The organism is Malaciobacter pacificus, assembly GCF_004214795.1.
GTDB lineage: Bacteria > Campylobacterota > Campylobacteria > Campylobacterales > Arcobacteraceae > Malaciobacter_A > Malaciobacter_A pacificus.
In genome coordinates, this window is record NZ_CP035928.1 from 764,983 (window position 1) to 778,183 (window position 13,201).

General features: G+C 26.7%; 14 protein-coding genes. 8 read left to right on the forward strand and 6 right to left on the reverse strand.

From position 1 onward, the window contains the following. Positions 1-58: 58 nt before the first annotated feature. A complete protein-coding gene (locus APAC_RS03855; RefSeq protein WP_130232866.1) occupies positions 59-883 on the forward strand; it encodes an HDOD domain-containing protein in 825 nt (274 codons plus the stop codon). On the opposite strand, the gene recO is transcribed toward APAC_RS03855, so the two are convergent. Next, positions 878-1,492 (reverse strand): recombination protein RecO, encoded by a 615-nt coding sequence (gene recO, locus APAC_RS03860; protein WP_130232867.1) that lies wholly within the window; start codon positions 1,490-1,492, stop codon positions 878-880. The genes APAC_RS03855 and recO overlap by 6 nt on opposite strands. 9 nt (positions 1,493-1,501) lie before the next feature. Next, entirely contained in the window at positions 1,502-1,759 is a 258-nt protein-coding gene (locus tag APAC_RS03865) for a hypothetical protein (protein WP_130232868.1), read from the reverse strand. 115 nt (positions 1,760-1,874) lie between these two features. Between APAC_RS03865 and ppnP the strand changes: the two genes are divergently transcribed. Then, positions 1,875-2,195 carry a pyrimidine/purine nucleoside phosphorylase gene (gene ppnP, locus APAC_RS03870; protein ID WP_130232869.1) on the forward strand — a complete coding sequence of 107 codons (321 nt, stop codon included), beginning with the start codon at positions 1,875-1,877 and terminating at the stop codon, positions 2,193-2,195. A gap of 49 nt (positions 2,196-2,244) precedes the next feature. On the opposite strand, the gene APAC_RS03875 is transcribed toward ppnP, so the two are convergent. The 3 genes from APAC_RS03875 to APAC_RS03885 form a co-directional block, all read right to left on the reverse strand. After that, on the reverse strand, positions 2,245-3,336 hold the full coding sequence (locus APAC_RS03875; protein ID WP_130232870.1) for a nitrous oxide reductase accessory protein NosL: 1,092 nt from the start codon (positions 3,334-3,336) through the stop codon (positions 2,245-2,247). Between the two features lie 129 nt (positions 3,337-3,465). Continuing rightward, positions 3,466-4,434 (reverse strand): GGDEF domain-containing protein, encoded by a 969-nt coding sequence (locus APAC_RS03880; RefSeq protein WP_170170104.1) that lies wholly within the window; start codon positions 4,432-4,434, stop codon positions 3,466-3,468. Positions 4,435-4,619: 185 nt separating this feature from the next. Continuing rightward, complete coding sequence (locus APAC_RS03885) at positions 4,620-5,006, reverse strand: class II SORL domain-containing protein (RefSeq protein WP_130232872.1); 387 nt, start codon at positions 5,004-5,006, stop codon at positions 4,620-4,622. A gap of 340 nt (positions 5,007-5,346) precedes the next feature. On the opposite strand from APAC_RS03885, the gene APAC_RS03890 reads away from it, so the two are divergent. The 4 genes from APAC_RS03890 to APAC_RS03905 all read left to right on the forward strand — a co-directional run bounded on the left by APAC_RS03890 (position 5,347) and on the right by APAC_RS03905 (position 9,394). Continuing rightward, a complete protein-coding gene (locus APAC_RS03890; protein ID WP_130232873.1) occupies positions 5,347-6,168 on the forward strand; it encodes a thiamine-phosphate kinase in 822 nt (273 codons plus the stop codon). A 16-nt stretch (positions 6,169-6,184) separates the two neighbouring features. Next, positions 6,185-7,249 carry a tRNA pseudouridine(13) synthase TruD gene (truD, locus tag APAC_RS03895; protein ID WP_130232874.1) on the forward strand — a complete coding sequence of 355 codons (1,065 nt, stop codon included), beginning with the start codon at positions 6,185-6,187 and terminating at the stop codon, positions 7,247-7,249. 76 nt (positions 7,250-7,325) lie between these two features. Then, positions 7,326-7,679 (forward strand): hypothetical protein, encoded by a 354-nt coding sequence (locus APAC_RS03900; protein ID WP_130232875.1) that lies wholly within the window; start codon positions 7,326-7,328, stop codon positions 7,677-7,679. Between the two features lie 350 nt (positions 7,680-8,029). Further along, entirely contained in the window at positions 8,030-9,394 is a 1,365-nt protein-coding gene (locus APAC_RS03905) for an IS4 family transposase (RefSeq protein WP_130232179.1), read from the forward strand. Here the strand turns inward: APAC_RS03905 and APAC_RS03910 are convergent. Further along, the gene (locus APAC_RS03910) at positions 9,391-11,460 is read right to left on the reverse strand and encodes a methyl-accepting chemotaxis protein (RefSeq protein WP_130232876.1); all 2,070 of its coding nucleotides are present in this window, start codon (positions 11,458-11,460) and stop codon (positions 9,391-9,393) included. The genes APAC_RS03905 and APAC_RS03910 overlap by 4 nt on opposite strands. Positions 11,461-11,577: 117 nt before the next feature. On the opposite strand from APAC_RS03910, the gene ruvA reads away from it, so the two are divergent. Both ruvA and APAC_RS03920 read left to right on the forward strand, forming a co-directional pair. Beyond that, positions 11,578-12,141: a Holliday junction branch migration protein RuvA gene (gene ruvA, locus APAC_RS03915; RefSeq protein ID WP_130232877.1), complete on the forward strand. Its 564-nt coding sequence runs from the start codon at positions 11,578-11,580 to the stop codon at positions 12,139-12,141. A 16-nt stretch (positions 12,142-12,157) separates the two neighbouring features. Beyond that, entirely contained in the window at positions 12,158-13,198 is a 1,041-nt protein-coding gene (locus APAC_RS03920; RefSeq protein ID WP_130232878.1) for a D-alanine--D-alanine ligase, read from the forward strand. Positions 13,199-13,201: the final 3 nt, after the last annotated feature.

Here is a 13,201-nt window from a genome sequence, read left to right on the forward strand (position 1 = left end):
TCCTTTGATAATATTTTAGTTAAAATAAAAAATAATAAAAAACGTATAGGAGCATAGAGTGTCATCTACAAGTATTTTAGAAAAGATAGAATCCCTTCCTCCGCTACCTAAAACTATTGTTGAGATAGAAGAGTTTAGAAAGAAAAGTGATAAAGAAGTATCAGAATTATTGGAAATAATTGAAAAAGATGCATTAATAATTTCAACTTTATTAAAAATTTCTAATTCTGCTATGTTTGGTTTTAGAAGTAAAGTTGAAACTCCAAGTAGAGCTGTTAATTTGTTAGGAATAAATTTTACGGTTTCTATTGCTATTGGAGGAACAGTTCAAAATATGTTAGCTTCTAACTTAGACCCATATGGTATAAATAGTGATGATTTTATGAGAGCGTCAAATATTTCTTCTACTTTAGCAAACCTTTGGTTATCAAAAGTTGATTTTGATTTGAAAGAGGAAATTGTTCTTCCTGCACTTTTACAAGAAGCTGGAAAATTTGTATTATCAGATATACTAATTAGTGAAAATAAGCTAGAAGAGTTTAAAAACAAATTAGCTCAAACTAAAGATATTGCAAGTACTGAAAAAGAGATTATTGGAATTACTACTTCAGAAACAACGGCAAAAATTTTTAAGCATTGGAAGTTAAGTGATAATTTAATAAATATGATAGAATTTGTAGATGATATCTCAAAATGTGATTCTAATTTTAAAACTAAAGCTAGATATTTAGATATTATTAAAACAGCTTGTTGTGTAACTAGTCCTTTAAGTGATGAAAATATAGAAAAAGCGGTTTCAAAAGCAAAAGATTATGGTTTTGATACAAAACCTTTATTAAGTGCAATAGAAAAGCTTCAAGATAGATTACTAGACGAACTATAGACCTTGTAGTAGAATATCCCAAAGGTATTCTATTTCTTGGTTATTTAAGTTTATTAAATCCTTTTCTTCAAATAAAGATTTTATTTTTTTCATTTCAAAAACTTTTCCATAGGTACATTTTGCATGAACTGGCAAAAAACCTCTTACTAAAGATATATTTTCTTTTATTTCACTTTCACATAATAAACATTCATAATCGGTATGAATTCTTCCTTCAAACTCTAAAAGAGATATATAAGAGTGTATTATAGCTCTTAAAGCATTCTGCTTTTCTAGAATAAATATTAAGTTATCTAAACAATAAAAATAAAAAGGGTCTAATCCTTCTAACTCTTTTAAATGTGGATAAAAAAGTTTAATATATCTTTGCCAACAATACATTTTTTCATTGTCTAATATCCACTTAAAAGGTATTTGAATTACATCTTTAAGTCTTGGAATATTAGCTTTTGTTGTTTCAAGTTCGAAATCAATTTTATAACCAATATTTATATTGGAGTGTCTTGCTCCATAAAATCTATATGCTTTGATAAGTTCATGTTCTGTAAGTAATGTAACAATTAAATCATCATCTTTAACAGGTTTAATATCAATTATATATCCTTGCATAAATTAAAATTAATCCTCTTCTTTTCTCATCTCAATAATCTCATCTAAAAGCTCTTTTGCTTCTTCATCTTTTATATCCCCATGAACTAAATCAGTTAAAATGTCTTCAAAGTCTTTTTTCATCTCTTCCATCTGTTTTAACTCTTCATTAGCATCGATTGTGTCATTATTTGATTCAATCATTGTTTTTAATTCTTTGATATACTCTTCAATTTCTATTAAAACATCTTCTTTAATTAATGTTTCTAATTCTCTTTGAATACTCATTTTGTTACCTTTTGATTTATTGCTAATTGTATCTAAATGCAACTGCTACTTTACTTCAATATATTCATATTTTTTTTTGGATAAAATATCTAAAATATATAAGTAAGGAAATTAAATGGCAGAATTTAATAATGTATCGATTGCAAAAGCTGCAAACGTATTATTTGATGGAAACATTACAAGTAGAACTATAGTTTTCCCTGATGATTCAAGAAAAACTTTAGGAATTATGTTACCAGGAGAATATGAATTAAACACTGTTCATAAAGAAGTTATGGATATTCAAAGAGGTACATTAGAAGTTATGTTACCAGCAGAAGATTGGGTAAAATTTGAAGGGCCAGCAACTTTTGAGATTCCTGCAAATTCAAAATTTAAATTAAGAGTTCATTCATTAGTTGATTATTGTTGTTCTTTTATTAAAAATAAAATTTAATTCTCGGCATTTAATTACAATGCGATAAATCGCATTGTATTACGAGAGTTTAGTAAAGCATACTTTCTTTAATCTCTTCAAATTTTAAAACTTTTTTACCAAAATGATCATTTAAAAACTTTTGAGCTTTCTCTTTTGAAACAAAAGGTATTAATTCTTCACCCATAGGTCCATAGATATTTGAGCCAATTACATAAAATGCTTCTTTTGCACTAATAGCATTTAGTGTATAGTAATCAGTAACTTTTATATCTTTAAACTCATCTTTAGAGTGATTATGTGCAAATTTTGAAGGATTAAAATAAAACTTCATCATATCCTTAACTCCATCAAAATAGTGAGTATGGGCTTCTTTTATATTAATACTAGCAACCCACTTTGGATATTTTGCAACAAACATCCCACATACTGGACATTTTGCATCTGCTGGTACATTAATGATTTTATTTTTATCAACAGCTAGTAAAGGATTATATAAATAAATAGCAACCGCTTGTTGCATTTGAGGTTTTAAATTTTTACAAACTTTATTATCTATTAGATACTGTTTTGCTTCACCAATAGAGTTAAATTCTTTACTTACCTCTTTACATAGAGATTCATAAATTTTTTTCCCTTTTTGTGCTACTTTTATTCTTTTTTGATTAATAGCTTTGTCATCATTTTTAAAGTCATCTTTTGCGATTTTTAATGCTTCATTGTAGTTATGAATCTCTCCTCCAAACTCTTTTTGAAACTCTTTAGCTTCCTTTTCACTCAAAAATGCATATTTACTAACCATACTCATAGTTCCTTTTTTTGAACTCCCTACAACATAAAAGGCACTTTTGGCATCAATTAGTTCTAAACTATTAGTATCAACTACCTGAACATGTTTAATTTTTTCTTTGAAAGCTTCATCAACTTTTGCTTGACAATGTATTGAACAGTATTGTTCTTTATGTCCATTTTTAAACTCAGTCACATGATTTGTTTTATAAAATTTTGTTAAGTGCATTCCACATACATTACAAAACTCTTTTGATGAGTCACTTTTCACAAGTGTCGCATCCTTTGGGTTTACTGTTTGGAACATCTCTTGGGCATAAGAAAAACTTAATATAGTTGAAATCAAAATTAATAAAATTTTGTTTTTGTACATATTTATTCCTTTGAATGATTTTATTCATTATATTTATAAATAGTTAATTTTATGTTAAATAAATCTATACTGTTATTTGATTTTTCCCATTCTTTTTTGAGATATAAAGTTTTTTATCTACATTTTTTATTATTGAATCAATAGATTCATTATTTTTTTATCAATATCATAAATTCCAATGCTTAAACTTGTAAAAAATGAAATATTATCATTAAATATAAATTTGTATGATCTTAAATCATGACTAATTTTCAAAGCTACTTTTTTTGCAATATCTGCATTTGCATTTTTTAACAAAATCGCAAATTCATCTCCACCTATTCTAAAACCTATATCTGATGACCTAATATTTTTTTTCACTATTTCACCAAATTTTTCTATAACTTTATCCCCTGTGTAGTGACCATACTTATCATTTATTAATTTAAAGTCATCAATATCAATAAATACAATACTTAAGTAATTATAATCATCATTACTTCTTTGTGATTTTAACTCTTTGTTTAATATCTCTTCAAATAAATCTTTTCTATATAGTTGAGTTAAAGAATCTAATTTCATCTTTTTTATAATATTATTTGCATACTCTACTGTTAGAGTATCTTTCATCATTAAAATTATTTTATAAATATTTAAAAGAGAAGTATATAGTGGTAGAATTTCTGTATATTCATCATTTTCTAAGAAATAAAATAGATTTTGAATATTGATTGATATTCTTCTTTTTAACTCTTCAAAGAACTCTTTTTTTTCATTTGACAAAATCTCAACTGATTCTATCCAATTATAAAATAGCTCATCATTTAAAGTGTTATTAAAAGTACCTTTATTTTCAATATTTTCAATTAGTTTTTTTAGCCATATAAATTTTTTTGATAAAATATCCTGAGGAATAATATTTTCATCGTTAATATTTTGATTAAAGAAGTTTTCAATATCTCTTTTATCCTCTTCAATCATTCTATTTAAATAGCCTTTTGCTGTATAAGAAGACATAATTTTAAAATATTCAAATATCTCTTTTATTAAATGTTCTGTTTTATCATATTTTTGAATATGAAGAAGAAAGTGCTCTTTTAAAATTGATGTTCCCTTCATAAAAAGCTTCAAAAGCTTCATCAATATCACTTGATAGATACTTTAATAAGTTGAATTTTGTCAATATATTCTCTTTTTTTTAATTTTGAAGATTTAGTATATAGTAATAGTATTGTATTTAAAATAGAATAAAAAAAGGTAGAAGTAAGAACTCCTACCTTTTTTGTATAAAATAAAGTATTTAACTACTCAGCAACAGAAACAGTTACAGGAGTTGACTCCCAAATACCGTGTTTAGTACAGTAACCGTGAGCTACTAAGTTTAATTTTTTGCTAGTTGGAATAATAGTAAATGTAGTAGTATTATGAGCTTTAACATTTCCTAAAGTTCCTGGTACATATGTAGCTTTTGCTAATAATGTTTCACCATTAAATAAAGAAACAGACTCAATGTAGTGATCAAAATCATCTGGGTGTGTATATTCGTTACCCATTTTAACAGTTACTTCAAATGGCTCTCCTGCTTTTGCAGTTTCAGCACAGTGAATGAATGGTGAGTGTCTATCAATTAAGTCTTTTTTAGCTTCTCTCTCAACAGTATCAATATCAACGTATTTATTAATTTTTGGCATATTATCTCCTATATAATTATTTTAATGACGGTATTATACTATAATTTTCTTAAAATAAAATAGGACATAATGTATCCTAATTGTAATTTTCAATATTTTCAAAGATGTTCATTAATAGATTTAAACTTCCAACCTCTATTTTTAAGTAGTTTTATAAAGTTAGTTAAATTCTCTTTTTCATTTAATCTATTTACAAAAATAAAATCATGCATAAGTAATATAATTTTGTTTTTACTTTTAGAACGATTATTTTTATCAAATTAGACCTTTATTTGATCATATTAAAATTTCAAGATTTTAATATAGAATATATTTTGTTCTTCTTAGATATAATTGCGACATGAATAAAGAAGACTATTTTATAAAACAATTTTCAAAAAATAAAATCATTGGTGATGATGGCGCTGTTATTGGTAAATATGTTTACTCTCAAGATGCTTTTTTTGAAAATGTTCATTTTAAAAAAGAGTGGATGAGTTTAAAGCAAATTGCATATAAATCAATGATTGTAAATATTTCAGATGCAATTGTAATGAATGCAATTCCTAAATATGCACTTTTAAGTGTAGCTATTCCCAAAACTTATTCAAATGAAGATTTAAAAGAGCTAGCCAAAGGTTTTAAAAAAGCAGCAATGCAGTTTGACATCGAAATTATTGGTGGAGACACAATATCAAATGAAAAATTAGATATTTCAATAACAATAGTTTCAAAAACAAATAAACCTGTTTATAGAAATGGTATCAAGAAAAATGATTTAGTTTGTTTTACGGGAACTTTAGGTGAAAGTAAAAGAGATTTAAACAGATTATTTAATAATGAAAAAGTTTCTAATAAATCAAAGTTTATTAAACCAAAATTGAAGCAAGATTTTTTTTATGAAATTGCTCCATTAATAAATGCAGCAATGGATATTTCTGATGGTTTGTTTTTTGATTTGGAAAAACTATCTCAACAAAGTAAAGTAGGCTTTGAATTTTTTTATGAGATTGATGAGTTTAGAGGAACTTCAGGGGAAGAGTATGAAATACTTTTTGCTTTTGATGAAAAGAATAAAAATAAAATAGAAGAAATTGCAAAAAAACATAAAGTAAAGTTAAATATTTTTGCTAAGGCCAAAAAAGGAAAATATGAAACAAAAGCTAAAAAGCATCACTTTTAAAAACTAAGGAAATATATTGAATCAATTACAAAGATACTTAAATCACTCAAAAATAGATGTACTATTTAAACAAAATAAAGATGACTTTGTTGTAACAGAAGTACCATTATATGATTTTTCAGGTGAAGGAGAACATCTAATAATTAAAATTAGAAAAAAAGATTTAGCTACATGGGATGCTATTGAAATATTAGCTAAACATTTAAATTGTAGTACAAGAGAGTTTGGTTATGCTGGATTAAAAGATAAAAATGCGATGACAATTCAATCATTATCTATTCATAAAAAATATGAAGAGGCTTTGGATAGCTTTGATAATCCAAATATAAAAATATTAGAAAAAACTTATCATAATAATAAAATAAAAATAGGCCATTTAAAAGGTAATAAGTTTTTTATTAGACTTAAAAGAGTTAATTTAGTTGATGCAAGAAAAATAGAACAAATTTTAGGTCAAATAGTAACTTATGGGATTCCAAACTATTTTGGTTTTCAAAGATTTGGAATTGAAGGTGATAATTATAAAAAAGGTAAAGATATTATTGATGGTAAGTTAAAAGAAAAAAGAAGAAACTTAAAACAAATGTATATTAACTCTTATCAAAGTTATCTGTTTAATAATTGGCTGTCAAAAAGAATTGAAATCTCAAAATTGGTAGATGCTTTTGAACCAAAAGAGATTTATGAAAAATTAAATTTACCACTTGATATAGTAAAACAGATGAAAAAACAGCCACACCCTTTAAAAGTATTACCAGGAGATATGTTCTCTCATTATCCTTATGGAAGAATCTTTACTATTGAAAATCTTGAAGAAGAAGCTCAAAAGTTTTATGACAGAGATAGAGTTCCAACTGGATTATTATGTGGGAAGAGGGTGAAATTAAGTGAAGGTTTAGCTTTTGAAATTGAAAAAGAGTTTGATGAAAAAACTGGAACAGATGGAGCAAGAAGATTTGCTTGGGTATTCCCTGAAGAGTTGGAGAGTAATTATAAAGAAGATAAAAATTGGATGGAGTTACAATTTTATTTACCAAAAGGCTCTTACGCTACAGAAGTAATAGCTGAAATTATACACTAATAACTTTTTTTTCATAGATAATAATTAAGTAAAAATAAGCTAAACTTTTTACATAAGCTTATGAAAAGGTATATTTATGAAGTATGAGGAACTTATTAGTGAACTATGTGTAGTGATAAAAGAATCAGAAAATAATGCAGAATTGATTTACAATAATTGTGAAGATATTCAAGAATTAATTTCTAATTCAAATCTTTCTTTTAATGAAAAAGAAAAAGTCACAAATAAATTAACAGAGGTTTTTGGATTTTTGCAACATCAAGATTTACATAGACAAAAAATTGAACGAGTTGTTAATTATGTTTGTGAAAAGAATGATATTGATAAATCTCAATACAATTTAGCGCCAAGTGCTAAAAATATTGATAATACCGATGACAATATTAGTGAAGATGAACTTGAAGCTTTAATCAAGCAAATGCAATCTTAAAAATAAAAGAAGTTAAACTTCTTTTATTTCTTGCAAGCTACTCTTTTTACATTATTTAAGTTTCCAAATATTCTTAGTGATGTAACTTCTACATTTTTAGCTTTTTCATTTAATTCTAAATTTGCTGCATGTTCAGAATTTAACCTTACTAACTTAACTTTCGCACGTTAAATTGATTAAAATTGTAGCTAAATCTCCCTAAAACATTACTCCTTTAGTTAATAATCTTATCCTTGTTGACATAAAAATAATTTAGTTGTTTTTCTATGATATTTTTCTATTTTGAACTCTCAATAAAGCCCTTAAATAGGCACTTTTAGCTATAATATCTATTATATTAAAGGGTAAGAATGCAGATAGAATCCAAGATCATCGGTATTATAAACGATAAGTTAAAAAATCCAATCTATGAAACATTACGTTTGTTAAATATGAAAACTATTTTAACCAAGAGCAATTTTTCTAAAAAAGAGGGAGTTGCTGTTCATATGGTTGTATTACATTTTGTATATATGCTGGTTATGAATAAAAAAATATCAACCTTTATGGATCAAAGTAATGATAGTTTCAAAAAAGATGTATATTATCGATTACTTTCCAATACTTCTTATAATTGGAGAAAACTATTATCTCTTAGTTCTTTAAAGATCTTATCACTACTTCATAAAGTGCAAGATTCAAAGCTAGTAAGAGTTCTTATACTTGATGATACTGTTGAAGATAAAGTTGGTAAAAATATAGAGGGAAGTTGTGACAACCTTTGGAGCAATAAAGCAAAGAGAAAAATCAGAGGTGTAAATGTTGTATCACTAAACTATAGTGATGGTTATTCAAATTTTATGTTGGACTTTGCAATTGCTATGAACAGTTATGCAAGGGTAAAGATAGAAGAGTTTACAAATATTATTGATCATCGAACCAATGCACATAAGCGAAGATTGGAAAGCTTAAAAGGGAAATCACAAATTGCTATAGAGATGATTAAAAGAGCAGTAGCTAGTGGTATATATGCAGATTATCTGCTTGTAGATAGCTGGTATTCTAAACCTGTATTTATAGAAACTATGAATGAACTTGGATTGCAAGTCATTTCAAGAATGGTAAACAATGACAGGATATGGAATTTTACAGGAGAGAAAAAGACCCTTGATGGCATCTATAACAAATTTAAAAAGCTTAAATCTATCAAGATGGGTCAATATGGCAAAAAGATAAAGTTTGAGTATTTTTCAACCATAGTTGAACATAAAAAAGCTGGTAAATTAAAAATTGTTTTTATAAAAACAAAAGAGAATTTAATACCAATCGTATCAACCAATCTTATACTTAGTGATGAAGAGATTATAGATATTTATAAAAGACGATGGGATATAGAACAAGGGTATAAAGAACTTCGTGAACACTTTGGATTCGGAAAAGAAGAGAATCGAATCTATGAAGCTTTGATAGCCAGAATTACACTATCTTTTTTTACATACAATGTTGTTAGCTATATAAATCGTATCAGCAATGAACCTAAAACAATTGGTGGATTGTTTAAAGATTTAGAATGTGAACTTCATACTCTAGCAATAGCTATGCAAGCATTTTTAGCTATTTTAGATGAGATTGCAAAAATTGAAGAAGTTGTCAATAGAAATGAGGATTTTACAGCTATCATTGATCTATTAAGAGATGTGACTGGAAAATTGCTTGGTTTTAGGTGCGAAAGTTAAGTTACTAAATTTTGCAGGTCATCATGGAACTCTTTTTGAAGCTCTTTTATATCATTCATTAAGTTAGGATCGACATTTTTCCCTGAACTAATATGTTTTGAACTCCATTCATCTAAAGTTTTATTTCTCTCAATTTCAAAGTTTTGATATGTTCCTAATTGAGAGTAAACTTTATCTTTTGTATTTAGAATATCAACTTTTAATTGAGCTGTATCATATACTAAATCTACATCATCTACTTTGTCAAGAGCATCTTGAATAAATGAAGCTCTTGAAGCAGCTGTTACTAATGAGCTTGACATATTAGCTATTTCAGATGCCATACTTGAAATTTGTTCAGAGACTTGGGCATTTTTTTGAGTTGCTCTATCTAATGTATTTATTGCATCATTTATTTGAACTATTCCATTTTCTTGTTCTTTTGAAGCTGTTGCAACGTGGTTAATTATTTCAATAGTATCTGAAATATTAGTATTTAATTCTTCATAACCTTTAATCATTTCATCTGAAATTGATTTACCTTCATGGGCTTTAGTACTAGCATCTTCTACTAAATCTTTAATCTCTTTAGCAGCCTCTGCACTTCTTGAAGCTAAGTTTCTAACCTCTTGTGCAACTACAGCAAATCCTTTACCTGCTTCACCAGCAGTTGCAGCTTCAACTGCTGCATTTAGTGATAGAATGTTTGTTTGGAATGCTATTTGATCAATAACATCAATAGCTTCATTAATAGCTGTAACTTTGCTATTTATTTCATCCATAGATACAGCAGTTTCATTTGCTAAAGATTGTCCTTTATTTGCTGATTTTGTAACATTTTGAGCTAAATGAGCCATGTTTACTGTTGCTTGAGTGTTATTTTGTATATTAGAAGTTATTTGTTCTAAAGTTGCAGCTGTTTCTTCTAAAGATGCAGCTTGTTGATTTGATGATATTGATAAATTTCTTGATGCTTCTGATAATACTTTTGTATTTTCATTTAAGTTGTTACCTGTATTCATAACCATTGCTAAAATTTCTGAAGTATTATTTCCAACAAGCTTTATACCTGCTGTTAATGAACCTAAATCTCCATAAATTCCATCATCATTAATTTTGAAATCATACTTTGATTCTGAATAAGATCTCAATGTTTCATTAATCCTGTCAAGTGTCTCTTTTGTACTTTCTATCATATGATTAAGTTTATTTTTTAAATCTTCTACATGTGGATTAGAAGCTTTTTTATTAACATTATAAACAAAGAAACCATTTTTCGTTTTTTCTAAAACATCACTTGCCTCTTCAATAACTAATTCATCTTGATGTAGTCCATCTCTCACTTTTTTCATATATTGATTAAATAATGAAGATACTTCTCCAATTTCATCTTTAGATTCTACTTCAAGTTTGATATTTGAATCATTTGAATTTAAAAGGTTTTCAAATCCTTTTTTTAATTTTGTAATAGGGTTAGTTGCTTTTTTCACGATAATAAATATTAGTCCAATAGTTATCCAACCAAGAACAGTAGATATAATTAAAATATCAATTACAAGCTCATCTATTTGAGAATCTGATTCATCAAGTGAAAATGTTAAATCCATTACACCTATAACATCACCTTCTTGTTGATTAGCATGACACATTAGACACTCTTGAGTAGCTATCATTGGTTTTATCATTCTTAAATTATGGCCATTTTCATCATCTGTTTCAAGTAATGCTGATTTTTTAGAATCAAATACAGATATTACATCCGTATCTTTTGTAAAAGGGCTTGTTGAACCATATAACTCCATTAGAGGTTTACTTTTTGCTACAGTAAGGTTTTTCACACCTTTTATTGCTCTTGCATCATCTTCTGCTTTTTGAATTTGTGCAGGGTCTCCTGTGTTCATTGCATTTCTTAAACTTTGGAACATGGCTGAATTCAGCATTTCTAAATTTTCTTTAGTCTTAGCTATTGAATCACTACTAACCTTTTCTGTTGTAAAATATACAACCGCTAAACTACTTAATGTCATTAAAACAAGTAGAGGTAATATGATTTTATTGCTTATTTTTTTTGTTACAAAATCCAACATTTGATAGCCCTTTTTTCTTTAAGTACAATTATTATATAATTAATAGTATTTATTATTTATAAAAAACAGCATGTTTTTTTATGAAAAGATTAAAAAAGAAACAAAAGAGCAGAAATAATGATTGTAGGGCTTGTAGGCAAAATAATTAAAAAAGAACCGACGTTATTAAACGTCAATGTAAATGGAATTATTTATGAAGTTTTTGTCTCATTAAATTGCAGTTCAAAAATAGTTTCAGATGAAATTACTTTAGTTACAACTCATATTATTAGAGAAGATTCTCAAACTTTATATGGTTTTCTAGATCCAAATGAAAAAAAATTATTTGATACGGTTATAAAAATAAATGGAGTTGGTCCTAAAGTGGCATTAGCTATTTGTTCAACCTTTACTCCAACTTCTTTTGCACAAATAGTTAATGAAAATGATATATCAATGCTAAAAAGAGTTCCTGGAATTGGACCTAAAGGTGCAAGTAGAATTTTAGTTGAATTATCTGGATTTGTAATATCAGGGGATGATGCTTTAAATGATCACTCTTCAAATAGTACTTTAGAAGCATCTTTAGCCTTAGAATCATTAGGTTTCAAAAAAGATTTAGTATCAAAAGTTTTAAAAACTTGTGTAGGAAATAATACAAGTGATCTTGTAAAAGAAGCACTTAAAAAATTACAAAAATAATAATAAAAGGAAATAGATGAAAATTGCAATAGTTTTTGGTGGAATAAGTTTTGAACATGAAATATCAATAGTTAGTTCAATTGCTATGAAAGATGTATTGAAAAATGAACTGGTATATCTTTTTTTAGATTCTTCAAGAGAATTATATCATATTCCAACAGATGTAATTAAGTCTAAACTATTTAGTTCAGGTGAATATAAAAAGTTTGATAAGGTTTATTTACAAAAGGGTGGCTTCTATAAAAAAGGTGGACTTTTATCAAAAAATAAAGCTATAGATTATGACCTTGTACTATCATTAATGCATGGAGGTGATGGTGAAGATGGTATTTTTTCATCTGTTTTAGATTTCTATGGTATTCCTTTTATAGCTCCAAGAACAGAAGCTTGTGTTGTTAGTTCAAATAAATTTTTAACTAAAGGTTATGCTTCAAGTGTTGATGTAAAAACTGTTGATTATAAATATTATACAAAAGGTGAAACAGTTGAAGTTAATGAATTTCCTGTAATTTTAAAACCAGTAAAATTAGGAAGTTCAATTGGAGTTTCAATTGTAAAATCACAAGAAGAACTAGAGTATGCTTTAGATGTTGCATATGAATTTGATAATGCAATTATAATTGAGCCTTTTATTCCTGGGGTTAAAGAGTATAATTTAGCAGGAACTAGAATAAATGGAGAATTTAAATTCTCCATTATTGAAGAGCCTCAAAAAGCGGAGTTTTTAGATTTTGATAAGAAATATTTGGATTTTTCAAGAACTTCAAAAGCAATGGAAGTTGATTTAGGTGCAGAGTTAAATGCAAAGGTAAAAGAATCATTCAAAAGAATCTATAATAATTTATTTGAAGGTTCAATTATTAGATGTGATTTTTTTGTAATTGACAATGAAGTTTACTTAAATGAAATCAACTCAATTCCTGGTTCTATGGCAAATTATTTATTTGAAGATTTTAATTCTTTATTTACAGATTTAGCTAAAAACTTACCAAGAAAAAAACATATTCCAATAACATATGAATATGTAAATAAAATCCACGCATCTAAGGGTAAATAAAAA

Bases quoted from the DNA above. Each gene is read 5' to 3' on its own strand.
- recO (WP_130232867.1), bottom strand. From the start codon at position 1,492: ATGCAAGGATATATAATTGATATTAAACCTGTTAAAGATGATGATTTA.
- APAC_RS03920 (WP_130232878.1), top strand. From the start codon at position 12,158: ATGAAAATTGCAATAGTTTTTGGTGGAATAAGTTTTGAACATGAAATA.
- APAC_RS03900 (WP_130232875.1), top strand. From the start codon at position 7,326: ATGAAGTATGAGGAACTTATTAGTGAACTATGTGTAGTGATAAAAGAA.
- ppnP (WP_130232869.1), top strand. From the start codon at position 1,875: ATGGCAGAATTTAATAATGTATCGATTGCAAAAGCTGCAAACGTATTA.
- APAC_RS03875 (WP_130232870.1), bottom strand. From the start codon at position 3,336: ATGTACAAAAACAAAATTTTATTAATTTTGATTTCAACTATATTAAGT.
- APAC_RS03865 (WP_130232868.1), bottom strand. From the start codon at position 1,759: ATGAGTATTCAAAGAGAATTAGAAACATTAATTAAAGAAGATGTTTTA.
- APAC_RS03910 (WP_130232876.1), bottom strand. From the start codon at position 11,460: ATGTTGGATTTTGTAACAAAAAAAATAAGCAATAAAATCATATTACCT.
- APAC_RS03880 (WP_170170104.1), bottom strand. From the start codon at position 4,434: ATGAAGGGAACATCAATTTTAAAAGAGCACTTTCTTCTTCATATTCAA.
- APAC_RS03890 (WP_130232873.1), top strand. From the start codon at position 5,347: ATGAATAAAGAAGACTATTTTATAAAACAATTTTCAAAAAATAAAATC.
- APAC_RS03885 (WP_130232872.1), bottom strand. From the start codon at position 5,006: ATGCCAAAAATTAATAAATACGTTGATATTGATACTGTTGAGAGAGAA.
- APAC_RS03905 (WP_130232179.1), top strand. From the start codon at position 8,030: ATGCAGATAGAATCCAAGATCATCGGTATTATAAACGATAAGTTAAAA.
- ruvA (WP_130232877.1), top strand. From the start codon at position 11,578: ATGATTGTAGGGCTTGTAGGCAAAATAATTAAAAAAGAACCGACGTTA.